Annotated in this window: 19 protein-coding genes; 7 read left to right on the forward strand and 12 right to left on the reverse strand. The window is 53.1% G+C overall.

Annotated features, from left to right (window positions below; translation table 11 throughout):
• Positions 1-9: 9 nt before the first annotated feature.
• Both ypdB and K7R23_RS12525 read right to left on the reverse strand, forming a co-directional pair.
• Positions 10-744, reverse strand: a complete 735-nt coding sequence (gene ypdB, locus K7R23_RS12520; protein ID WP_012906955.1) for a two-component system response regulator YpdB — start codon at positions 742-744, stop codon at positions 10-12.
• Between the two features lie 14 nt (positions 745-758).
• A complete protein-coding gene (locus tag K7R23_RS12525) occupies positions 759-2,453 on the reverse strand; it encodes a sensor histidine kinase (protein ID WP_012906954.1) in 1,695 nt (564 codons plus the stop codon).
• Positions 2,454-2,840: 387 nt separating this feature from the next.
• On the opposite strand from K7R23_RS12525, the gene alaC reads away from it, so the two are divergent.
• The gene (gene alaC, locus K7R23_RS12530) at positions 2,841-4,112 is read left to right on the forward strand and encodes an alanine transaminase (RefSeq protein ID WP_012906953.1); all 1,272 of its coding nucleotides are present in this window, start codon (positions 2,841-2,843) and stop codon (positions 4,110-4,112) included.
• A 79-nt stretch (positions 4,113-4,191) separates the two neighbouring features.
• Here alaC and ypdK read toward each other — a convergent pair whose 3' ends face one another.
• From ypdK to lpxP, 3 genes are all read right to left on the reverse strand, one after another.
• The gene (gene ypdK, locus K7R23_RS12535; RefSeq protein ID WP_010723117.1) at positions 4,192-4,263 is read right to left on the reverse strand and encodes a membrane protein YpdK; all 72 of its coding nucleotides are present in this window, start codon (positions 4,261-4,263) and stop codon (positions 4,192-4,194) included.
• Positions 4,264-4,650: 387 nt separating this feature from the next.
• Positions 4,651-5,826, reverse strand: a complete 1,176-nt coding sequence (locus tag K7R23_RS12540) for an IS4-like element ISCro2 family transposase (protein WP_012905025.1) — start codon at positions 5,824-5,826, stop codon at positions 4,651-4,653.
• A gap of 96 nt (positions 5,827-5,922) precedes the next feature.
• Positions 5,923-6,843, reverse strand: coding sequence for a kdo(2)-lipid IV(A) palmitoleoyltransferase (gene lpxP, locus K7R23_RS12545; protein ID WP_012906952.1), 921 nt, complete (start codon positions 6,841-6,843; stop codon positions 5,923-5,925).
• Positions 6,844-7,647: 804 nt separating this feature from the next.
• Here lpxP and K7R23_RS12550 point away from each other — a divergent pair.
• From K7R23_RS12550 to K7R23_RS12560, 3 genes are all read left to right on the forward strand, one after another.
• Complete coding sequence (locus tag K7R23_RS12550; RefSeq protein ID WP_012906951.1) at positions 7,648-8,415, forward strand: basic amino acid ABC transporter substrate-binding protein; 768 nt, start codon at positions 7,648-7,650, stop codon at positions 8,413-8,415.
• Between the two features lie 63 nt (positions 8,416-8,478).
• Positions 8,479-9,243 carry an amino acid ABC transporter permease gene (locus K7R23_RS12555; protein WP_012906950.1) on the forward strand — a complete coding sequence of 255 codons (765 nt, stop codon included), beginning with the start codon at positions 8,479-8,481 and terminating at the stop codon, positions 9,241-9,243.
• A complete protein-coding gene (locus K7R23_RS12560; RefSeq protein ID WP_012906949.1) occupies positions 9,230-9,952 on the forward strand; it encodes an amino acid ABC transporter ATP-binding protein in 723 nt (240 codons plus the stop codon). Before K7R23_RS12555 ends, K7R23_RS12560 begins: the two co-directional genes overlap by 14 nt.
• A 52-nt stretch (positions 9,953-10,004) precedes the next feature.
• Here the strand turns inward: K7R23_RS12560 and K7R23_RS12565 are convergent, their stop codons facing one another.
• Genes K7R23_RS12565 through tssF form a run of 7 tightly spaced genes read right to left on the reverse strand, consistent with a single transcriptional unit; the run spans position 10,005 to position 18,634 of the window.
• Positions 10,005-10,493, reverse strand: coding sequence for a DcrB-related protein (locus K7R23_RS12565; protein WP_012906948.1), 489 nt, complete (start codon positions 10,491-10,493; stop codon positions 10,005-10,007).
• A 25-nt stretch (positions 10,494-10,518) separates the two neighbouring features.
• Positions 10,519-12,351 (reverse strand): OmpA family protein, encoded by a 1,833-nt coding sequence (locus tag K7R23_RS12570; RefSeq protein WP_231851564.1) that lies wholly within the window; start codon positions 12,349-12,351, stop codon positions 10,519-10,521.
• Complete coding sequence (locus K7R23_RS12575; protein ID WP_012906946.1) at positions 12,297-13,643, reverse strand: GlcNAc-transferase family protein; 1,347 nt, start codon at positions 13,641-13,643, stop codon at positions 12,297-12,299. The genes K7R23_RS12570 and K7R23_RS12575 overlap by 55 nt, the downstream gene beginning before the upstream one ends.
• A gap of 25 nt (positions 13,644-13,668) precedes the next feature.
• Entirely contained in the window at positions 13,669-14,655 is a 987-nt protein-coding gene (locus K7R23_RS12580; RefSeq protein WP_012906945.1) for a fimbrial protein, read from the reverse strand.
• 3 nt (positions 14,656-14,658) lie between these two features.
• Positions 14,659-15,729 carry a type VI secretion system protein TssA gene (locus K7R23_RS12585; RefSeq protein WP_012906944.1) on the reverse strand — a complete coding sequence of 357 codons (1,071 nt, stop codon included), beginning with the start codon at positions 15,727-15,729 and terminating at the stop codon, positions 14,659-14,661.
• A complete protein-coding gene (gene tssG, locus K7R23_RS12590; RefSeq protein WP_012906943.1) occupies positions 15,726-16,757 on the reverse strand; it encodes a type VI secretion system baseplate subunit TssG in 1,032 nt (343 codons plus the stop codon). Before tssG ends, K7R23_RS12585 begins: the two co-directional genes overlap by 4 nt.
• Positions 16,754-18,634, reverse strand: a complete 1,881-nt coding sequence (gene tssF / locus K7R23_RS12595) for a type VI secretion system baseplate subunit TssF (protein WP_012906942.1) — start codon at positions 18,632-18,634, stop codon at positions 16,754-16,756. The genes tssG and tssF overlap by 4 nt, the downstream gene beginning before the upstream one ends.
• A gap of 302 nt (positions 18,635-18,936) precedes the next feature.
• Between tssF and tssH the strand changes: the two genes are divergently transcribed.
• From tssH to K7R23_RS12610, 3 genes are all read left to right on the forward strand, one after another.
• Positions 18,937-21,627: a type VI secretion system ATPase TssH gene (gene tssH, locus K7R23_RS12600; protein WP_024132820.1), complete on the forward strand. Its 2,691-nt coding sequence runs from the start codon at positions 18,937-18,939 to the stop codon at positions 21,625-21,627.
• Between the two features lie 84 nt (positions 21,628-21,711).
• Positions 21,712-22,251 carry a fimbrial protein gene (locus K7R23_RS12605; protein ID WP_012906940.1) on the forward strand — a complete coding sequence of 180 codons (540 nt, stop codon included), beginning with the start codon at positions 21,712-21,714 and terminating at the stop codon, positions 22,249-22,251.
• An 85-nt stretch (positions 22,252-22,336) separates the two neighbouring features.
• Complete coding sequence (locus K7R23_RS12610; protein WP_012906939.1) at positions 22,337-23,092, forward strand: fimbrial biogenesis chaperone; 756 nt, start codon at positions 22,337-22,339, stop codon at positions 23,090-23,092.
• The last annotated feature ends 34 nt before the right edge of the window (positions 23,093-23,126 follow it).

Genomic DNA, 23,126 nt, shown 5'->3' on the forward strand with positions numbered 1-23,126 from the left:
GTTTCCCCGCTACAAATGCATTAACTGCCTGAACTCCTTCACTTTACTCCGGCTTACCGGGATTTCAAACTCCAGATCTTTCAGCCGCAGAATATAGGTGTTATTGAACCACGGTTCGATTTCGCGAATTTTGTTCAGATTGACGCAGAACGAGCGATGGCAGCGGAAGAAGTGCGAGGAAGGCAGCTTGTTGCAAAATTCCGTGATGTTGACCGGCATCACGTATGATTCCCGCCGCGTATAGACGAAGGTCATTTTTTCATGCGCTTCGGCGTAATAGATATCGTTGATCGGCGTAACGATGATCCGCTCGTCTTTGATCAGGTTGATGGTATCGTTCTCGCGCGTGACCGGACCGGCTGGCGCTGCGCCGGACTGCTGCTGTTGCCAGGCGGCCTCCAGCTTTTGCAGCATCCCGACGATGCGCGACTCCTGATAGGGTTTGAGAATGTAATCAAACGCTTCCAGCTCAAACGCTTCCACCGCGTGCTCTTTCCAGGCGGTGATGAACACGATAAACGGCTTGTGCGCGAACTGGCTGATATTTTGCGCCAGCAGTACGCCGTCGAGCGACGGAATATTGATATCCAGAAAAATGGCATCGACGCGGTTGTGCTGTAAAAACTTCAGCACGTCCAGACCGTCGTCGAAGGTACCGACGATCTCCATCTGGCTGTGCTCTTTTATCAGCCAGCTGAGTTCCTGCTGGGCAAGGAATTCATCTTCAACGATGATGACTTTCACTGTATGACTCCGGCTTAAAGCATTAACGTTGCGGGCGAGGCGCTGGCGCGCTGGTTCGGCACATAAAACGCGATTTCCGTGCCGGGCTCCAGGCGGCGGATATGCAGGCCTTCGCCGTATAACAGCTTAACGCGATGATGGACGTTAAGCAGGCCGATTTTATTACCGGGCATTTCGTTGGATTCGACGCGTTCAATCATCGCCGGGTCAATGCCATGCCCGGTGTCGCGCACGGCGATGCGCACCCGGTTGCCGCATTCGGCGACGCTAATCGTGACCACGCCTTTTCCCTTGCAGGGCTGGATACCGTGGACGATGGCGTTTTCCACCAGCGGCTGAATCAGCAGGCTCGGAATAGCGCAGTTCACTTCTTCGTCAATGTCATAAATGACGGTCAGCTTGTCACCAAAACGAGCCTGCTCAATGGCGATGTAGTCTTTAATCTGATACAGCTCTTTTTTAATGTCGATCTGCTCATCGTCTTTTAATTCAATGTTATAGCGCAGATAGCGCGACAGGTTAAAAATCAGCTGGCGGGCGGTGTCCGGATTGAGCCGGATGGATGACGAGATGGCATTCAGCGCGTTAAACAGGAAATGAGGATTAATTTTACTTTGCAGCGCGCGCAGCTCTGCCTTATTTGCCATTTCCCGCAGCTGTTCGGCGCGCGACACTTCCAGCTGGGTCGAGATAATCTGCGACAAGCCTATCGCCATCTCCTGCAGTGACGAGGTGATCTGATGGGCGTGACAGTAGTAAATTTTCAGCGTGCCGGTGACCACGCCTTTTTCCCATAACGGAATGACCAGCATGGAGTGGATTTCCGGAGTGCGGTGTGCTTCATCATTGTTTTTAATGATGATTTTTCCATAGTTGATCGCCTGACGGGTAGTGGGACTGATGAAATTATCGTTATTGTGATAATTCGCCTCGCCAACGCCGACATAGGCCAGCACATGTTCAGTGTTGGTGATCGCCACCGCATCGGCGTGAATATCATGCCGGATGATTTCGCAGATCTGGCGTAACGACTCGCTGTTGACGTGACGAAACAGCGGCAGGGTTTTGTTGGCGATATCCAGCGCCAGCTTGGCCTGGCGGGCGGCGCTGGCCTCTTTCTCGCCCTCGACGCTTTGTACCAGCAGCACGATAAAGCCAATACAGACGCTGCCGAGAATCATCGGAATACCGATTTTAGAGACAATATCCACTCCCAGCGCGACGGTCGGCGCCCAGATGATGACCAGAATCATCGTCAGCGTTTCGCACAGCATGCCGCCTAAAATCCCGACGCGCCAGTGCTGCGCTTTCGGTATCCTGCGGTTAATCCAGCCTGAAATACAGCCGGCCAGGATGCTGGTGATGAAGCAGGGAACCGCAGTGACGCCGCCGATATCGATCAGATAGCGGTGCGTACCGGCAATCATCCCCGTAATAATCCCCACCCAGGGTCCAAACAGAATACCGCCCGACATCACAGCGATGATGCGCACATTCACCAGCGAGCCTTCTACCGGCACGCCGGACCAGGTGCTGAACAGCGCGAACAGTGAAAAAATGGCGGTAACGCCGAGCAATTCCTGCGGCGTGTGGGCTGATTTGTGCAGTAATTCACGGAACAGACGGATGCGGATAAGAAAGAACAGACAGAAAAGCATCAGCGCTGCCCGATCGAAAACCGCCAGCAGCATAGTAAATATTTCGTGCACGGGGGACTCTTGCTAAAGGGGGAAACCACTATGATAGGTAACCGTGAGGCGGATGACCAGCCTGTAACAAGCGTGTGCGTAATGAGGAAAAACCACAGTTTCAAAAGGGGATTGTCTGATAACCGACGCGTTTACATTGTATTTCGCCAAATAATGTGTCGCCAGGTTAATTTGATAACAAGGAACTGTTATGAGAAAGTAAAGTGGAAAATGGATGAATATCAATAGCTTCCCCTTTTTATATTGTGCTTCCTCTTTTAAGCGGCGGAAAAATATTTCTTCGCCCCTCTCGACAGCGGGAAATTAATCAGGCTATTTTCTAAGCGTGCCACCATCGTGGCAGCGTCGCTCGGACGGTCCGGGCGCTAACGTGAATCTGAGGAAATTATGGCTGACTCTCGCCCTGAACGTCGCTTTACGCGTATCGATCGTCTCCCACCCTACGTGTTTAACATTACCGCTGAACTGAAGATGGCTGCGCGTCGGCGCGGCGAAGATATTATCGATTTCAGTATGGGAAACCCGGACGGCGCCACGCCGCCGCATATTGTCGAAAAGCTATGCACCGTAGCGCAGCGCCCGGACACACATGGTTATTCCACATCTCGCGGGATCCCGCGTCTGCGCAGGGCGATCTCCCGCTGGTATCAGGAACGCTATCACGTTGATATCGATCCGGAAACGGAAGCCATCGTGACCATTGGTTCAAAAGAGGGGCTGGCGCATCTGATGCTGGCTACGCTCGATCATGGTGATACCGTACTGGTGCCTAACCCAAGCTACCCCATTCATATTTACGGCGCGGTCATCGCCGGCGCCCAGGTCCGCTCGGTGCCGCTGGTGGAAGGCGTGGACTTTTTCAACGAGCTTGAGCGCGCGATTCGCGAGAGCTATCCGAAGCCGAAGATGATGATCCTCGGCTTCCCGTCGAATCCCACGTCACAGTGCGTCGAGCTGGAGTTCTTTGAAAAAGTGGTGGCGCTGGCGAAGCGTTACGATGTGCTGGTGGTTCACGATCTGGCCTATGCCGATATTGTATACGATGGCTGGAAAGCGCCGTCGATCATGCAGGTGCCGGGCGCGCGCGACGTAGCGGTGGAGTTCTTCACCCTGTCGAAAAGTTACAACATGGCGGGCTGGCGCATCGGCTTTATGGTAGGCAATAAAACGCTGGTCAGCGCGCTGGCGCGCATCAAGAGCTACCATGATTACGGTACGTTTACGCCGTTGCAGGTGGCGGCAATCGCGGCGCTGGAAGGCGATCAGCAGTGCGTACGCGATATTGCAGAGCAATACAAACGTCGCCGTGACGTGCTGGTGAAAGGGCTGCACGAGGCTGGCTGGATGGTTGACATGCCGAAGGCGTCAATGTACGTGTGGGCGAAGATCCCGGAGCAGTACGCCGCAATGGGATCGCTGGAATTTGCTAAAAAGCTATTGAATGAGGCGAAAGTCTGCGTCTCGCCGGGTATTGGCTTCGGTGACTATGGCGACACGCACGTGCGCTTTGCGCTGATCGAGAACCGCGACCGTATTCGCCAGGCGATCAGGGGCATTAAGGCGATGTTTCGCGCCGATGGCCTGCTGCCAGCTGCGGCAAAATCCGCTTCCGAATCCGCCGGGCAGGAAGCCGTTGCGGGTACTCCGGATAAGTCATAGCCATCAGGCGGCCATCACGCAAAGAGCGTAAAAACAAACAGGAGCCATCAGGCTCCTGTTCTTTGCTGCATTATTGCCATTAGATCATCAGGGCAAACGTACCGGCCCAAACGATGACCATAAAAGAAATGCCCATAAAGAAATATTTCACGTTTCATCTCTCCGCGCAGTGACTGATACGCCTGAATGAATTTTCATCTCATAGGATTATAGAGAGCTGATGTTGGCGGTAACGAAACTCGGGAAGTTTCCCGTTTCGCCCTCTGGCATCACCTCAGAATTCTGTGCTTCATTGCTCCAGACGGCGCTAATGTACGCCTAAAAATGTGACGAAACAAGAGGCATTTTCTTATTTACTTTTAGTAACTTACCAGTGTCGTGATTCGGCGACAGTATAATTTCTGACGGTAATAAATTGCTGTTCAGCGACGCTGATTTCAGGGCGATAAAGGGATACGAATCCTGTAAAAAAACAAGCTAACTGGCGGGGCGGACATTAAAAAGGGCCTTGCGGCCTGAGGGTTCCCCAGAAACATCATTAATACACCATAATGATGTTTCGATAGGCCCTCGCCATATCGGCGTATACCCTGTCGGGGTTCATCCCCGACAGGAGCCCCGGCGACTGCCTGATGACATTTTCACTCAATGTCAGATACGACAGCACCCTGCGTGATTTCTCACTGTTCGCCTGGAACCATCGATTTATTCCCTTACTTTCAAGGTAATATCCTGTCAGCCATATGATGATGCTGTAGAGAACTGCAACCAGGCAAAGCACGGATATTCGTTTCTCCCCCCGGCTTTTACTTGCCCGCAGTCCCAACCCATAGCGCTCGCTTTTTTCATCCCTGAAGTTCTGTTCTATCTGCATACGGCGACTATAAATTTTAACAATCTCGCGTGGCTTATATTCCATCAGGCTGGTAAAAAGCAGCCACGGTTCACGCGCATTTTTACGGTACATCCTGTCTGTTCTGGGGTAATGCTGGCTGCTTTTCCTGCCCGTCGCCCTCTTATGTACGGTGTAAAAATGTCCCGGACAGTCACGACTGGCGTTGCGTGCCAGTCGCCCGAATCCCAGATAGCGCGCCGTTGTTGATGATGCAATATCCCGCGCCATCTGCCAATCTTCATCCCCGACGACCTGAAAATAGAGGCTGCCCCTGACTCGTCCGACAAAATCCCAGCCCAGAGAACGGATGTGGTGAAACCAGCTGCTGCGAAAGCCTGCATCAGTCACGATAATGACCTGCTTATCTTTGCCGATGGCAGTAGCCATCTGATCGAGAAAGGCATTTTGCACGGCAGAGTTGTTCTGGTAGCGGGAGGAAATGACTTTACTCATCAGAGGAATAGCTCTGCCATCGCACAATAAGCTTGCCCGCAAAACACTGAGCTCTGATGAAGGATAACCACTCCAGTCCACGGCAATGACACAAACTGAAAGACTGTGTGTGAGTCGGGATACAAGCTGCCGGTAGACGGAGGGAATATCACTGAACATCAGGTCGCTGTTGAGGTGCCGGTCAACACGCTTAATCTTGTGCTTAACACGTGCGGGGCCTGGCAGGTATCTGCCGATGCTGGTAAGAGAAAGCGAAGCACCACGCGTCAGGGCCACGGTCATATCGAGCAGGGCATTTTTACGGTACTGATGAATGGAGTTCAGGGACTGGCTGAAAAATTTATGGCAAACTTGTGAAGCAGGCATAGAGGAGTGACCTTACTTTTTGGTGGAACACTAAGTAGATCACAACCTTCTATGCCTGTCTTTATTTATGGGGAACCCTCAGGCCTTGCGGCCCTTTCAGATGTAAAGCGAGGCTTCACCCAGAGGTCGGGTTTTGAAACGGCGATGGATCCAGAGATACTGCTCCGGGGCGCGCATGATCTCTTTCTCGATAATCTTGTTCATATAGGCTGCGGCCTGATTTTCATCGGCCGGGTAGCCTTCCATTTCCGGCGTGATGTATAGGCGATAGCCGCGGTTATTGGCTTTTCTCACCATCGTGACGGTGAGCATGGCCGCTCCCGACAGACGCGACAGCACATAGGTGCCGTTGGTGGTGGCGACGTTTTCTACGGCGAAAAAGGGAGCGAACGAACTGCCCTTCGGACCGTAATCCTGATCGGGGGCAAACCAGACTGCCTCCCCTTTTTTCAGTGCTCCGACGATGCCGCGCAGATTATTTCTGCCGATCATCGCTTTATTCGAACGCATCCGTCCCCGCGTCTGCACCCACTCCATCAGCGGATTATTATGTGGACGATAGGTCGCCATCATCGGCTGGCACAATCCCATCACCCTGCCGCCAAGTTCCAGCGACATAAAATGCACGCCGACGACCATGACGCCGCGATCCTGTCGCTGGGCGCGCTGCAGGTTATCCAGCCCCTCAACGTCAAACCATTTACGTACGCGACGATCCGGCCAGAACCAGGCCATGCCGGTTTCGAGCAACGCCATGCCGAGAGAACGGAAATTCTCCGTGATCATCGTCTCCCGTTGCTCTGAAGAATAAGTGGGAAAGCAGAGTTCGAGATTTTTACGCGCAATAGACTCTCGGCGTTTCAGAAACGGGCGAGCCAGCGTGCCGGTACGGGTGCCAAGAAAGCACAGGACAGGGTAGGGTAGCTGCACCAGTAACCAGAGAAAACCGAGGCCAAACCAGGTCAGCCAGTAGCGCGGATGTAAAAACGCGCGGGAAAATTTGCGTGTTGGAGACATAAATACCTTCTGACAATAATTATTGTGGTAACGCAGAAGATCTTTTGTCCACAGCGGTACACTCAATTACTTAGTCCATCATTTACGACAATGGTTCCTGCAAAGCGTGTAAAACTGCTTCAGGATAAAACCACAAGGGGCATGAATGCTGGATGCTCAATATACCACCAGCAGATAAACCGCATCTACAAATAATTAATCAACAAGCGTAAATATTTTTATGATGGCGATAAAATAATTATCCTGGTTTTAATTGGTTGTTTTTATTGCTATTAAACCAAAACACCAGGTATTATCCTATTAATAATATTGTTATGAAAAAGTTGCGTCATTTAATGTAGCGACAGGTTTGGCTTAAAATAAAAAAGGTAAGGAGACTAATGGTTTATCTGTCAACTACACGCGCAGGCAGAAAAGAAGATGTTCATTTTCGGATATTTAATATCAGTAACCAGGCAGGAAGTTAACGAAAGCTATGTCAGCTTTTCAGTTTTAATAACAAACCTGACAAAGATAGCTTCGGCTATGTTTAGAGTAATCTGAAATTTCGTTGACGGTTTATCCGGGTAATAGCACTGCTTTCAGAATAAAATTGGCTGAAATTAACCTTAAGCAACGCATTAAAAAAGCCTGTTTCTGCACTACAAGTCCACAGGGCGCGCTAAACCCGGTTCCTGCTGATTTTTTCACTCATTTGTCGTATTAATCCTTTGAATTCCACGATGACCAGATAAAGATTGCATCAGAAGAGTTGTAAGTGTATTTTTATGCAATAAATGTGCATAAAAAGCAAAGGAGTGAGAGATGTTCAGTAAGTGGATGAAAGCCGGATGTCTGATGATGGCTCTGACAGGGGCGGCGATGGCGGCTCAGGAGACGTATGTCGTCGGCGCTGGCGGCACCTACCGGCCGTTTGAGTTTGAAAACAGCCAGAAACAGCTGGAAGGTTTTGACATTGATATTATTAAAGCGATAGCGAAAGCAGAAAATTTTGAGGTCAAACTGGTCAACACGCCCTGGGAGGGGATTTTCGCCACCCTCGGCTCCGGGGATCGCGACATCATTATCTCTGGTATCACTATCACCGATAAGCGTAAGCAGATGGTCGATTTTTCCCATCCTTACTTCCCGGCGGAGCAGTCTATTGTTGTGCCTGCCGGTTCCACGGTCACTTCTCTTGACTCTCTGAAAAACGAAAAGGTTGGCGTGGTCAATTCCAGCACCGGCGATATCGTGGTATCCGGCGTGCTGGGTAAAAACAGCACCGCGATAAAGCGTTTCGACAATACGCCTTTGATGTTGCAGGAGCTGTTTGAAGATGGCGTCAGCGCGGCGGTCGGCGACGTTGGGGTGGTGAAGTATTACATCAGGCAGCATCCGGAAAAGCAGTTCAAGCTGGTGCCAGACGCTAAATTTGAACGTCAGTATTTTGGCATTGCGGTCGCCAAAGGCAACACCGAACTGCTGCAAAAGATTAATGCCGGACTGAAGAAAATCATTGCTGACGGCACCTACGACAAAATTTATAAAACCTGGTTTGATAGCGAAGTGCCGACTCTGCCAGCAGCGTAACGTCTTTTTTATTGTCTTTCAGGCCGACACCCGCCCGGTGTCGGCTTTTTGCAGGGGAAAACCATGACGGGATTTCGTTGGGAAATCATCCAGGAGTATGCGCCGCTGTTTATGGAAGGCGCATGGATGACAATTAAATGCACTATTATCTGCGTCTGTCTTGGCACGCTGTGGGGGCTGACGCTGGGCCTGGGCCGCATGGCGAAAGCCGAACATGGCTTCTGGAAATATGCGCTGCGTTATCTGGTGCAGTTTCCGGTTCGCTTCTACGTCAGCGCGTTTCGCGGCACGCCGCTGTTTGTGCAGATCATGGTGGTTCATTTTGCGCTGGTGCCGCTGTTTATTAACCCGCGGGACGGCATACTGGTGACCAGCGGGATAATGAGCGCGGATCTTGCCCGCGAGCTGCGTTCCGGCTACGGCGCGTTTTTATCCTGTATCGTCGCCATTACGCTGAATGCCGGCGCCTATGTTTCCGAGATTTTCCGCGCCGGGATCCAGTCGATCGATCCCGGGCAGATGGAGGCGTCCAGGGCGCTGGGGATGCCGTGGTGGAAAACCATGCGTAAGGTCATTCTGCCGCAGGCTTTCCGCCGTATTCTTCCGCCGCTGGGCAATAACGCCATCGCGATTGTAAAAGATTCCTCTCTGGCGTCGGCTATCGGACTCGCCGATCTGGCCTATGCGGCGCGAACGGTGTCGGGCGCATATGCCACCTACTGGGAACCCTATCTGACCATTTCACTGGTGTACTGGGTGCTCACCTTCCTGCTCGCGCAGATGGTTAATCGTCTGGAAAAGAGGTTTGGTAAAAGTGATCCACATTAAAAATTTGCATAAACACTTTGGTGATAACCACGTGCTGCGCGGTATTGACTGCGACATTCAGCCGCAGGAAGTCGTTTGCATCATCGGTCCTTCAGGCTCCGGTAAAAGCACCTTTTTGCGCTGTATGAACGCCCTGGAAACAGTGACGGAAGGTGAAGTGGTGGTAAATGGCTTTGCCGTTCACGATCGCAAAACCGATCTCAATAAAATGCGTGAAAGCGTAGGGATGGTGTTCCAGCGTTTTAATCTGTTTCCGCACATGACGGTGCTGGAAAACCTGATTATGGCGCCGGAAATGCTGCAGGGCGTGGCGCGTAAAGAGGCTATCAGCCGGGCTGAAAAGCTGCTGGCGAAAGTCGGTTTAAGCGATAAACGTGACGCCTGGCCTTCGCGTTTATCCGGCGGGCAGCAGCAGCGTGTCGCCATTGCCCGCGCGCTGGCGATGAATCCATCGATTATGCTTTTCGACGAGCCGACTTCGGCGCTGGACCCGGAGCTGGTAGGCGACGTGCTGGACGTGATGAAGAACCTGGCGAATGAAGGGATGACGATGGCGATCGTTACCCATGAAATGGGCTTCGCCCGCGAGGTGGCCGACCGGGTGATTTTCATCGACCACGGCGTTATTCAGGAAGAAGGTACGCCAGAAGCGATCTTTACTGCTCCGTCGAATCCACGCACGGCGGAATTTTTAAGTAAGGTGCTGTGAGGCCGGGACTCGCCTTTCACTCTGCGCCCTGGGCGCAGAGTGGTTTTGCGGATCACTCCACGCTCAGTGCGGTTTCCGTTGGAATAAAGCTGTTGATAATACGGACGTAATGTTTACGCTGCGCTTCGGTAAAGTCGTTATAAGCCGCCAGCGTAAACACCAGCAGTTTGCGCGACTCGGGGTTGTGCTTCGGGTGACAGGGCAGCGTCACAATGGAAGAAACCTGCCGGACCCAGGCGCCATCCTCGAGAAATTTATTGGCGGTTTGCAGCACCTGCAGTTTGGCTGGGCCAATTTCATGGCGCAGGTTTTTTCCTTCCCTCTCAAATCCGGGGACATAAAGCTTCATTTTCTCCCACTGCTTCTCACAGAAATCGTCCACCGTTTGATCTTTTTCCAGCGTGGCGCGATTTATCAGTATGTTGTACTGATTATTTTCCTCATCCATATAGCGCAGAATATTAATGGACCGATCTTCCTGTGGCGTGAGTGTCATGAAAGTGCCTTCATTAAGAGGATAAGTCATCGGGGTTTTGTTCATGTCAGTCCTTTTCATCCTTAATGGTTTATCGGGGTAAGGGAATAATCTCAACGCGGCGGTTTTGCGCTCTCCCTTCTTTGGTGTCGTTATTGGCGATCGGTCGGGTGTCGCCAGCGCCTTCGGTAATGAACTGTCCGGCGGGGAGTCCCGTATGCGCCACCAGCCACTCTTTAATGACCTGCGCGCGCGCGGCAGAGAGCGCCATGTTCGTCGCGGCAGAGCCGGTACTGTCGGAATGACCAATAATCAGGAACGTTTTTTCTGGCGAGCGGCGAATGACCGGCACGATAGTGAGCAGGGTTTTTTCGCTGTCGGGCATGAGATTGCTGCTGCCGTTCGCAAACAGCGGCACGGTATCCGCCAGGGGGAAGAGTGATGCGTCGTCTGCGGCAACGTTTTTCCGTAACGGAGAAAATTGCCTTATCTGCTCGCGTATTTCGCCGATGTTATGCCGGACAGAGGAGTAAACGCCGCCAGCCAGACAGGCTAACAGTAACAACAGCGCGATAATGGCGGGTAGCGCAGAACGACGGCGCGGCCCTGGCTTAACGAGAGACACGGGCGCTGGCCATGTGGTCTCGGGGTCCGCTAGCGGCGGTAAGGGCAACGGAGGTAACGGCGGCATGACAATCGAGGCGGAAAGCGCAGGCAGGATGCCGTACCTTTCCTCCAGCCACTGCGACCAGGCGCCGTGACGGGTAAAACCCTGACCAGAGTCAGCAAGCATAACGCCAGCGAGATCGAGCGGGGTGTTTTTAAACAAGGACTGCACGACGCCCATCAGCCGACTTTCGGCAAGCCAGGCGATAAAAGTACTGCCGAGCGCATACCGTTGTATGGCGTACAGATCCTGGCCGTCATCGCGGGCATTAAGCTTGTCCACCAGGTTGTGGAAACACGACTCCAGCGTCAGCTGACCGTGCGGCGGCGGCGTCAGAGAGCTGGTCCAGATCGCCCGGTTGGGATCGTGCGAATGGCGTTGCTGGCTCAGTCGGGTATAAAAAGCCGGTATGCAGGGCAACCGCCCGTTAAGCCGTATGGAGCTGAAGAGGTACTGCCAGGACATCAACTGTTCTGTCAGCAGGGCGCTGTTTTCCACACCTTCGACAAGCACGGGAAACAGGGCCACCGTCGCCATTGGCGGGTGCGTCACTTGCGCATGCGCAAGCCGACTGGCGAGCGTGGTCGACTGTTCGGCTACCATCCAGACAATGTGTCCGTTATCGCTGGTCGACAGATTGGCCTGGTGAAACCATTTTTGGGCGAAGGGGCCAATAATCAGCACCATCAGCCGGGGAGAGGTCGCAGGCGTATCTACGCAGCCTGTTTCCGGTTCAGGGACCGCTTCCATGCGCATCAGCCGGGTACGCGGCGCGCAGGCGGTGCGCAGCGACGTCAGCGCGTCGGTTTGTCCTTCGACCTGTTTCAGCAGAGTAAGCAGCTTTCTGGCATAGCGGAAAATCAGGTTGCTGTCGGAACGAAGCAGGTCGGCAAGCAGTGAGGTAATATCGTCATCGGCCTGGCTTTGGGTGTAGCCATAGAAGTAATGCATTAACGCATAACGTCCCCAGGAGAGGGCGTTATCTTTCTGGTTTAACATCAGTCGCTTATCAAAATAACCGCATAACAGCCTGCACAACGCCTCGCTCTCTTCGGCGGTCTGGTTCTCTTCCTGCAAGGCTTTATTAAACTGCTCGATGAGCGAAATAAGCCTGAGCTGAAAATCCGCCGCTGAAGGAATGATGCCGTCGAAGGATATCAGGGTATCAATGCCGATCAGTCGGCAGAAAAATTTTTCACTTTTCACCATCTTTTCTCCGTCACGGTGCCCCAGCCAGAGGTCATTGACCACGGACATATCCGCACGACAGCAGGCTGTGCGGCGTTGGCGGTTTTAAATTCAAGAGAGAGGTTGAGGTTGCCATCCGGGGATGTGGTGTGCAGGACTTGCAGCTCCCGGGCGTCAAGCGTGCGTTTATAGAGCAGCATGTTTTGCGGGTTATAAACGCCAAGGTGCAGGTTCCCCGCTTCTCCATCGTCAGCGCGCCAGACAGCGGGCTCCAGCGTGAGGTTTTTTTTGTACCAGACGTACTGGCGGGCAAGCCATTGCGCGTGGTCATCGGGTGGCGTCGGGAAAAAATTGATCTTCTCCGCGCTCATGACCTCCGGCAGTACGGTGCCCTTTTGCAGACAAATTCCGGCCTGATACTCAAACGCTCGCAGAGAACGCGCAGAGCCCGTGCCGTAAGGCGCCAGGCTTGCGGCGTCCGCTGTTTCCAGCCCCAGTATGGTCCGGACGCGTTTTTTCGAGATGTTGTCTCTTTCCCACCAGGCTTTATCCACCGCGCCTTGCGCTTTGGCCTCGTTTGAGTGATCGCCCCAGACTTTGCTGTGCGCTTTACGCTGATAGAAATGCCAGAGCAGCGGCTTGTGCGGATGATAAATGTCATAACCGTGGGTGAAGGCGCGCACCGCCATGGCTATCTCTTCACCGGCGAAAAAAATCTGCGGATCGTTAGGCACGGTGCTGACGAAATCGCCGTGCGTAAAGATAAACCCGCCCGCGAGATAGCTTCCCCGCACTGGCCCGGTCGCCGTAAAAGGCGTGGAGGTCAACATGGGAATACCCTGCGGATTAAATTCGCGAAGTATCAGGCGGCTGACATAGTGCTTTTTGCTGGCCTCTTCCTCTTCGCCGGGGCAATAAGGCGGCGGATAGGCGGAGAGAATGGGCCGCGCGCTTTTCTGCTGTAACTGGCGCAGCATGGCAACCATTTCGTCATCCCAGCCGGGAATAAAACGGCAGTGGGAATCGATTTGCAGGAAATAGGCTTCCTGTTCAAACAGCGTTTCCGCCATGCTGCGCGCCCAGCAGGCGCCCTGGCTGGCGTAATAATGAACGCTGATAATGTCAATTCTGGCCTGACGGTAGCGAAAGGCAAATACCTTCTGGCCCGCAACGATGCGACTGCCTTCCGGGGTCATGCCGCATTGTTCAAACAGCGACAGCTTTTCGTCGTCCTGCCAGCAAACGGAGAGATGCAGATTCTCCGGGTGAGCGGCATGGCGCAGCATATCCTGTAGCGTTGGGATGAGCTCCGGGTCGCGATAGCTGGCGATGCTGATAAAAATTGTCGCTGTGGCGTCCATTTTTCCCAATCCATTCAAAAACTGATTACTGAATATCAAAAACAACTTCCGCTTTGGCGTTAAAGGTCCCGCCTGCGGGGGCGGTTTTGCTGCTGGCGAACAGCGTGGCGTTCCAGGCGAATTCGGCAGGCCCCTGGCTGGTAATGCTGGTTTTTTGTTCTGAGGTGCTGCCGTCCAGCTTCATCGCCTTGCCTGCGCCATCGGTGATTTTTATGCCCAGCCGATCCAGATTGCCGCCCGCATCTTTTACGCGGATATACGAGCCATCCGGGGAGGGGGTGTCGGTGAGCATTGAGGCGGTAGCGGAATAGGTGCCGTAGTCGCTTTTGCAGGTAATGTTGAAAGCCAGCTTGCGGGTCACGCCGCTGCTGAGTAAAGAGGGGGTCACTTCGTTGAAATCAATCGTTTTGGCACTGTCGACATCGCAGGTGGGGGTGCTGATGATTTTGATATCGCCCATGGCGAGTTTCATGACATACGAAGCCGGATCGGCTGTCATCAGGTAGTTATAGGCAATATCTCCGGCGGGCAGAACGGTATCGCCGTTCGGATCGCTCAGGCGCAAATTGTTCGCCGTTTTAAAAAACTGGATGCGGTAAAAAGAGGCGGCCAAAAAATCAAATGTGCCGACTTGCTCTCCCCCGGGAAAGAGCACCTGGTTGGTGGAGGGAAAGTTGCCGAAAGCGAAACCGTTATTCCACAGTAGCTTAATGCCAATGCCCGGTATATGGGTCGGATAGAGGCGGGTTGACGTGTCCTGTCCCGTCAGGTTGATCACCCGCTTTCCGTACTCGGTGCCGACAAGGCAGTCGTCATAGCCAATATTCCGGCCTGCCTGATTGCTGTCGAACTGGGCGATCGGGGTTGAGGTGTCTGCGGGCGCATTCGCGTTGATACGAATAACTTGCGAAGGAATGGAAACCGCGGTCGGCGCGCCGCGCGCCAGCGTACAGACGGCGGAAGCGGTGGGCATTAAAGCAAGGGCACAAAGCGTAATGGCGATCCTTAACATCTTTTATTCCTTCTCGTGATTCAGCATGGCGACGATCTCAGGGGGATACATTTTTAAGAGGTCGGCAAAGCTTTTGCCGATGCTCTCTTCCGCGTACTTCAGCACCTGAATAAGCGGGCTGCTGGGCTCGGTCATCGCAAACCAGCAGCGGACTTCCTGTAAGCGGTGCAGCGCATCGGCGCGGCTGTCGATAGCGCGGCGCGGTTCCACGACGGCAGGCGGCGCGACGGGAGGAAGATCCAGCACAGCGGGGACCTCTCCGGCGGGACGTTCCGCGATCTCCTGAACCCGCGGCGTTTCATCCTCCACGATAGACGGCAAAACGACCGGGGAAGGGGATACGCCTTTGAAATCATTAGCGAAATAGACCAGCAGGTTACCGAGTACGGCAAATTCTGGCGCATCGTGCCCGAGCGTTTCGGCAAGCACGCTTTTTATCTCAATCAGGAAGCCGTACGCCTGGGTAAGCGGGAAGAGACTGTCACGGGCGTTAAGCTGCCATTCATGAATAATGGCGGCCATGGCCGTATCCGACAGCGCGCCCTCTTCTCGCGGAAGCTGATGCGCTTTTTCAAACTCTTTGATGGTGATTTGCAAGCCGGAGGCTTTCGGCAGCGGATGATTGCGCAGGTCGGCAAGCAGGCCGTTGGCATCCTCCAGCTCGGCGAAGGCGTTGGCGCGCAGCATCGGAGCAAACTCCCCTTCATCAAGAAGCTGCGGATGCAGATCGTCCGGCCATGCACACAGTAAGGCGTGAAGCGCTTCCAGCCCTTCCGCCAGGGCGGCGAGGCCGACTTTACGTAGCCGACAGCGCATCAGGATGATAATCAGCCGGACGTCTTTACTTTTTTGCAGCAGGGTCTGGCATTCGCGCTCGGTTTCAGCCCAGTTAATGGGCTCCGCCGCTTCAATGAAGTTGCCGTATTCCGCGTCCAGTTTGGGCTGGAGCCGGGACTGTAACATGATGAATGCGGGGTCGTAATCGAGCGTCTCGCCGCAGGCGTCGCTGCCTGAGATGGGCGACATCAGGGGCTGGTAATAATCTGAACAGGTCAGAGGGTATGTTTGATTCATCGCACGTATCTTTTTGCTGTGGGTACAGACGTTAACTCGCGGTGATACATTTCCGGCTCGAAGCTCATGCCGAAAACCGGGTCATCACAAGCATTACGCTCCAGCCAGCTTGCGTAACCAAGCTGGTGGGCGCCATCAAGCCGGGCCTGTGGCACCTGATCGGCAGCCAGTACCAGTTGCACATCCCAGACATATTCAAAACCGATAAAACTGCGCACCAGTTCACGCAGCACTGACATATCGCTGCCCCACGGGCTGAACAGCATGTACTGGGCAAGCGTCAGCGGTCCCATGAGCAGCCTGAATTTATGTTGTCTGTCCAGCACGGTGTTGCCGAGGATCGCGCCGTTTCCCAGTAGCCCGGCGCAATGGCTGTCGCCGAGCGCGGTTTGATCGTTATGCTCAAGGGTTATCCATTGCAGTTCAAACTCTTCCATGCGAACCGGCACGCCAAAGTAGTAGCGCATCGCCCCCAGCAGGCCGTCCGGGTTACGGGCTTCGCGAATAAGGTGGGCGGAAGAGGCCAGCCGGGTGTGGACAGGTAACGGATCGGGAGAGAGTTCTGCTGGATCGAGGCCGATCAGGCTGCCGACGTAAAACGAAAACCGCTCGTCCTCCTGTCTGTCCAGCGAGGCGGTATCCTGCGATAAAAACCACGCGCGATAAAACAGGCTAAGCGCGCGGTGGTGAAAAATATCGACAAAATCAATCAGCGTATGGTCGTGCTGCTCGTAGCGGGAGTAAGCCAGTTCGGAAAGGTGAAGCGGCATGGCGCCCTGCGCCCCCCAGATACCCAAACTAAAAAGCTGCAACTTGATTTTGTCATCCTGCTGGCTGATGGCGGCGATTTCACGCGGCGCAAAGGCCATGCTGGCCACTTGCCCCAGCCGAAAACGCTCCTGCGAGGGCAGCAGGGCTTTGCCGGGGGCCGGTAGCTCAGGAGTGCGGGCGGCAATCGCGCGCATTGTGCTAATAAAACCCGCTTCCCAGGGCTTGCTGTCATCAAACCAGGCGTCAACCGCTTTCATAATGCGCCTCGTCTGCCGGGACGCGCGTTCCAGCGTGCGATTAAGCCGCGCTGCATGGAGTGCAGTTCAGTTTCGGTAAAGATGTTGATCGCCGCGTGCCGCGCCAGGTAATTTTCCATCACCAGGCCAAAAAGATACGGACTGATGCCGGAGAAACCCTCTTCATCGACGGTTAAACTACAACGCACGCCGCGCCCGTAAACCAGCAGTCCCTCCTCTGACAGGCGACGCACCACGGGCTCGGTTTTACACCCCACTAGGCTGTTAATTTGCGTCAGGGTTTCCGTATCGGCAGAGCTGGTGAACAGGCGCAGCATATTACGCAGCGATTCGCCGCCCCGGGCGTGTTCCATCCCGGAGAGAGGCAGATAGTTAAAGCTAAGCTGACGGATAAGCCGCCATGCCGCCTCGCCAACGGCGAATGGCGAACGCGGGGCGCTTGGCGAGCTGACGAAGCGGGCGCCGTGAATCGGAACGGAGTCTGACATGGTCAACTCAAGGTTGCCGGTACTGGTCAGCAAGCGGGGCAGGTCGCGGTTGGTTACCATAGCGTCAACCAGCAGGTAACGAATATGTTCGCTATAGGGCGCTTCCTGTTGATCAACCAGCGAAATAAAAATCTCCGTGCCGCTGTAAGGCGTGCGGGTGTCATATTTACGGTGGCTCGCCTCTTTCACCCTGACTTCCCGTCTGATGGAGAAATAACGGCCAAAATTACCGGTGTCGCTGTGTCGGGTCTGGTAGAGCGGATTAAAGGTTAGCTCTTCGCTGGTTTCCGCCTGTAAGCCGAAGACTTTATCGACGGAAAAGACTTCATAGTCCATGGGGCGGCTGCGGTCCGGCACGATATGAAAATTATTCAGCGCGCGGTTAACTTCAATTCGGTCCACGCGTTTGGGAAAGAGGTTAATCACCGCAGTGCAGTGCAGTAAAAATCGCGAGGCGTCCAGATGCGGCACCAGATCCTGCGGTAATTTGTTTAACAGAATAATAATTTCTACTGCATTGGTATTATTCTCTTCCAGCGCGGCTGCCAGCTGGGCGATCGAGAAAAAATAAAATCGCTCGCGGCAGGCGATATATTCCTGTATCAGGGTGTGCCCGTGGAACATATTCCATTGCAAGGGCAACAGGCTCTGATCTGGCGCCAGCCCTTCAAATTTTAACGCGTCGTTGACAATAACGTGATGGTGAATATTTTCACCCTCTCCGCTACGAACCACCACCGCGACATGCCTGCCGTGAAGCAATTCAAAGGTATGCGATACTACGCGTTCATCACCCTGAATATAAATGGGTAGCTCATCCAGTCCGTTCAAATCTGAGAATACTAAATCACCCTGTAAACGCAGCTTGATGCGCAGCGCGCCTTTTAACTGCTGGTGGTTAAGGCGATGGAGTTCCAGGTCTGGAATATCCGGAGGGACAGAGGTTAAACGCACCTCTGCAATATCCAGCGGCCACAGCCTGACGTCCTGATTATTCCTGAATTCGCAACGCGTCATTTCGCCTGGCAGTAACCGACTGTAAAAAGTGCTTTTTTTGGGGATGACGTAGCCGTGCGTTAAATCGCCTTCTTTCAGATTCGGCTGTAGTTGAACAACCCCCATTGACGGCGTCGGCGCATTGTAATTCGGGTAGATAATATCCAGCAATCGTTGGGTGAATTTAGGAAATTCTGCATCGAGTTTTATCTGCGTTCGGGCAGATAAAAAGCAAAATGCCTCGATCAAACGCTCTACGTAAGGATCGGCAGTTTCTATCCCCTGCATCCCTAGTCGCCCGGCAATCTTCGGGTGCTGCTCAGCAAATTCTCGCGCCATTTCTCTGACAAACGTCAGTTCCTGGTTATAATAATCTAGAAAGTTGTGTTCCACATTGCATCCCGTCAATTTTCGCGACTTGCTTTTATAGCGCCGGATTCTAGAATTAAATGCGTTCTTCACGATCACATTTTTTATCCTCTCCGGTGAAATTAGGAATCCCCTCTGAGTGATTTTCTTAATTTTGTCGGTTGCTATGATTTAATATTTTCCTTATCGACAACTATGTTTAGTATTAACGCGAAGTAGCCAGAGGATGCCTCTGTTAATACACCTGCGCAGGCAGGTAAACATCTGTTTCACTACAGGAATAGTGGCCGAAAACGACATCGAATTAAAAAGGGATGAGTCTTGTTGTGGCGATTACCAGAAAAAATCTATTCGGAAAACTTAATATAAGCCTGTTTAAAAGCGTGGAGAGTGCCACTACGCTGTGTAAATTACGCGGTAATCCTTACGTTGAATTGGTTCACTGGTTAAATCAGATTTATCAGCAGCAGGATAGCGATATCCGCCATATTGTACGGCATTTTGAACTTGATGCAGAAATTCTCGAACGTGATTTTGCTCAGGCATTAACGCGCCTGCCGGCGGGCGCCAGTTCTATTTCCGATTTTTCATATCATATTGAACTGGCTATCGAGCGGGCATGGATATTTGCCAGCCTGGAGTGTCAGAACACGAGTATTCGTAGCGGTCATTTGTTGATGGCGCTGCTGACCACCATGGAATTACGTCGCGCGCTATTCAGCATTTCGTCTGTATTCGAAAAAATTCCGCTGGAACAGTTAAGCAAAGATCTTGGCTACATTATTCGCGACTCTGCGGAAGAGAGCGAAGCGGGCGGCGCAATGGTTTCCGCCGAAGCGGGCGTACCGGGCGAAGCCAGTAACGCGATGGGGGGCACGCAGAGCGGCGGACTGGCGCAATATTCAACCGATCTGACCGCGCTGGCGCGTGAAGGCAAAATTGATCCGGTGCTGGGGCGGGATAAAGAGATCAATACCATGATCGATATTCTGTTGCGTCGTCGACAGAATAACCCGCTGCTCACCGGGGAAGCGGGGGTCGGGAAAACGGCGGTCGTGGAAGGTCTGGCGCTGGCGTTAGCTGCCGGAGAAGTACCGCCCGCGCTGCAAAAAGTTCGCCTGCTGACGCTGGATGTCACCGCGCTTTCCGCCGGAGCCAGCATGAAAGGTGAATTTGAAGCGCGTTTAAAAGCGGTGCTGGAAGACGCCGCCAAATCAGTCGATCCGGTGATTTTGTTTATTGATGAGGTGCATACGCTGGTCGGCGCGGGCGGCAATGCCGGCACCGGGGATGCCGCTAATCTGATGAAACCGATGCTGGCTCGCGGGCAGCTGCGCACCATCGGTGCGACAACCTGGAGCGAATTTAAGCGCCACATCGAAAAAGATCCGGCGCTGACGCGACGTTTCCAGGTGCTGCAGGTCGAGGAGCCGTCGGAAGATCTGGCTATCGCTATGCTGCGCGGCCTGCTGCCGGTACTGGAAAAACACCACGGCGTCTGGGTCATGGATGAGGCGATCCGCGCCGCCGTCCGTTTATCTCATCGCTATATTCCGGCCCGGCAGTTGCCCGATAAAGCGATCAGCCTGCTGGATACGGCCTGCGCCAGGGTCGCCGTCGCGCAGCACGCGCCGCCAACCGAGCTACAGCTGCTGAAATTCCATCAGCAGTCGGCGCAGGCTGAACTGTCCATGCTGGAAAAAGCGATTGGCTTTGGCAAAGAGGACGATAAACGCCTTCAGCCGATTCAGCGCGCTATCGACGACCATGCAGAAGAAGCGACGGCGCTGGAGCGGCGCTGGGCGCAGGAGTGCGAACTGGTGGCGACGATTATTGATACCCGCCAGCAGTTGCTTGCCGCCACGGTGGACGATCCGCAAACGCCGGAAGCGGAAAAAATCAGTTACCTGCAGTCTCGTTTGAATGAGCTGGAAGCGACGCTGAGCGAGATCCGCGGCGAAAAGGCGCTGGTGCAGACGGAAGTGAACGCCAGCATCGTGGCGGCGATCGTGGCGGACTGGACGGGTATCCCGGTGGGTCAGGTGCTGAAAGACGACGTCAGCGCCGTCATGGAACTACCGCAACGTCTGGCGGAAAAAGTCATTGGCCAGACGTATGCGTTAACCTGCCTGAGCCAGAGTATTCAGACCGCGCGCGCCGGGCTTGCCGATCCGCAAAAACCTTTTGGCGTGTTCATGCTGGTTGGCCCTTCCGGGGTCGGGAAAACCGAAACCGCGCTGGCGATTGCCGACCAGCTTTATGGCGGCAAGCAGAATCTGATCACTATTAATATGAGTGAATATCAGGAAGCGCATACGGTTTCTTCGCTGAAAGGATCGCCGCCGGGTTATGTGGGATATGGCGAAGGCGGCGTATTAACCGAAGCGGTACGCCGCAAGCCTTATAGCGTCATTTTACTGGATGAAGTGGAAAAAGCGCACACCGATGTGCATGAACTGTTTTTCCAGGTATTTGATAAAGGTTCGATGGAAGACGGTGAAGGGCGGCAGATCGATTTTCGCAATACCGTCATTTTGCTGACCAGTAACGCCGGTAGCGACATTATTAGCAGCGCCTGCGCCGATCCGCAAACCATGCCTGATGAAGAAGGCTTGCTGAAATTACTACAGCCAGCATTGCTGAAGATATTTCCGGCCGCGTTTTTAGGTCGCGTCACCGTTATACCTTATTTACCGTTGGCGACGGATTCGCTGCAGCATATTGTCAGAATTCATTTGAACCGTATCGCTGAGCGTGCGAAAGCGCAGTATGAGATGACGCTTAACTTCAGCGATGAATTGGTCCAGCACGTTGTTGAACAGTGTCCGGTAGCGGAAACCGGCGCCAGGATGCTAATCCGCTTTATTGAGAAAAATATTTTACCAAAGATAGGCAGTGCACTTTTAACCCAGGCTGACAAACCGGCAAAAAATAAAACAATAACCATGCAGTGCATTTTATCTGAAGAAAAGGAAATTGATATTGAGATGCAACTGGAGGGAAAACAAAACATTTAATCTACAGGAAATATGTAATAACCCAGGAGCGATCTTAGGGTCGTGAGGTTTTAATTTGAATAAAGCTAATATAGGGAATTTGTCATGTCTACTTTCAAAATAACATTATGCGCGCTGGCGATGGCGAGCGTATCAACGTCTGCACTGGCCGTCACGCAGGGTACCGTAACGTTTAACGGTGAACTGATTAGCAGCACCTGTGAAATTGCCGCGGATTCTGTTGATCGCCAGGTACAACTGCCGAAGATTGCGATTCAGACTCTGGCTAAGTCAGGCGACACTGCAGGTTCTAAAGGTTTTGACCTGAACGTTGAAAAATGCCCTGCCGGTATTACTAAGGTGGCCGCGCACTTTGAAGCGATCGGCAGCTCTGGCGTTGATAGCGCAACCGGCAACCTGACAAACCAGTTCAAGGGGGATGCGACTACCCCTGCTGCTGAGAACGTACAGGTGCGTCTGTATAACTCTGACGAGAAGCAGTTGAAACTGGGTGAAACCGGTGCACCTGCTACCGTGACCGGCGGTTCAGCAACCATGCGTTACTACGGTGGTTACTACGCGACGGATACGACCTCTGTAGGTAAGGTTTACGCGCAGGCGGCTTATACCATCGCGTATCCGTAATTGCCGTCAGGATTAAATCCGGGGCGAGAAATCGCCCCTGTTAAGCCATTTATCAGACAGACCGTATTACCTGCGGGGCAGTACTATGAAATATCAACGTGCAGTATTATTAAATGCTTTTCTCTTTTTCTCACTGGCAACCCACAGTACCCTTGCCGGGATGACTATATTCGGTACTCGGGTCATTTTTCCCGGTTCTGAAAAAGAGCAAACGGTGAGAACGAATAATAAAAATGACACACCGACACTGGTTCAGGTCTGGGTTGATGATGGCAATAAAAACACCGACATTAATAATATTAAAGTGCCCTTTACCGCTACGCCGCCCGTTTATCGCGTAGAGCCTGGTAAAGGACAGAGTGTACGTCTTATTTATAATGGTATGCCGTTGCCGCAGGATCGGGAGTCGGTGTACTGGTTTAATATGCTGGAAATTCCGCCGCTGAATGAAAAGTTAAAAGACACCGATCGTCTGGAACTGGCGTTCAGAACCCGTATTAAAATATTTTATCGTCCGACCGCATTAAAGAGTAGCAGTGCCAGTGAATTTGAAAAACTGCGTTGGGAAATCATTAGCCCGGCCCGGGGGATTAAAGTGAGCAACCCTACACCCTATTACTTTTCATTTGATTCGGCGATCGCTTATTCAGGGGGCGCACAATATCCTCTGGTGGCGAATATGATCCCGCCGTTTGGCAGTAAAGAATTTGTCCTGGAGAGTAAAAATAAAACGCCAGCAACAATTAGTAGCGTTGAGGTCCGCCTGATTAACGATTACGGCGGCGTTGTTAAATATCAATTGACCCATTCAACGGGTAACACCCTGTCAATAAAGGAATAATTAAACACTGAGCCGCGTAGTGGGGGAGACAAGG

This window comes from Citrobacter rodentium NBRC 105723 = DSM 16636, assembly GCF_021278985.1.
Classification (GTDB): Bacteria; Pseudomonadota; Gammaproteobacteria; order Enterobacterales; family Enterobacteriaceae; genus Citrobacter_A; species Citrobacter_A rodentium.

Coding starts and splice junctions, on each gene's coding strand:
- K7R23_RS12575 (WP_012906946.1), bottom strand. CDS start 13,643: ATGGACGCCACAGCGACAATTTTTATCAGCATCGCCAGCTATCGCGAC.
- K7R23_RS12565 (WP_012906948.1), bottom strand. CDS start 10,493: ATGAACAAAACCCCGATGACTTATCCTCTTAATGAAGGCACTTTCATG.
- K7R23_RS12610 (WP_012906939.1), top strand. CDS start 22,337: ATGAAATATCAACGTGCAGTATTATTAAATGCTTTTCTCTTTTTCTCA.
- K7R23_RS12555 (WP_012906950.1), top strand. CDS start 8,479: ATGACGGGATTTCGTTGGGAAATCATCCAGGAGTATGCGCCGCTGTTT.
- K7R23_RS12550 (WP_012906951.1), top strand. CDS start 7,648: ATGTTCAGTAAGTGGATGAAAGCCGGATGTCTGATGATGGCTCTGACA.
- K7R23_RS12540 (WP_012905025.1), bottom strand. CDS start 5,826: ATGCCTGCTTCACAAGTTTGCCATAAATTTTTCAGCCAGTCCCTGAAC.
- K7R23_RS12580 (WP_012906945.1), bottom strand. CDS start 14,655: ATGTTAAGGATCGCCATTACGCTTTGTGCCCTTGCTTTAATGCCCACC.
- K7R23_RS12570 (WP_231851564.1), bottom strand. CDS start 12,351: ATGTCCGTGGTCAATGACCTCTGGCTGGGGCACCGTGACGGAGAAAAG.
- K7R23_RS12605 (WP_012906940.1), top strand. CDS start 21,712: ATGTCTACTTTCAAAATAACATTATGCGCGCTGGCGATGGCGAGCGTA.
- alaC (WP_012906953.1), top strand. CDS start 2,841: ATGGCTGACTCTCGCCCTGAACGTCGCTTTACGCGTATCGATCGTCTC.
- tssG (WP_012906943.1), bottom strand. CDS start 16,757: ATGAAAGCGGTTGACGCCTGGTTTGATGACAGCAAGCCCTGGGAAGCG.
- K7R23_RS12585 (WP_012906944.1), bottom strand. CDS start 15,729: ATGAATCAAACATACCCTCTGACCTGTTCAGATTATTACCAGCCCCTG.
- lpxP (WP_012906952.1), bottom strand. CDS start 6,843: ATGTCTCCAACACGCAAATTTTCCCGCGCGTTTTTACATCCGCGCTAC.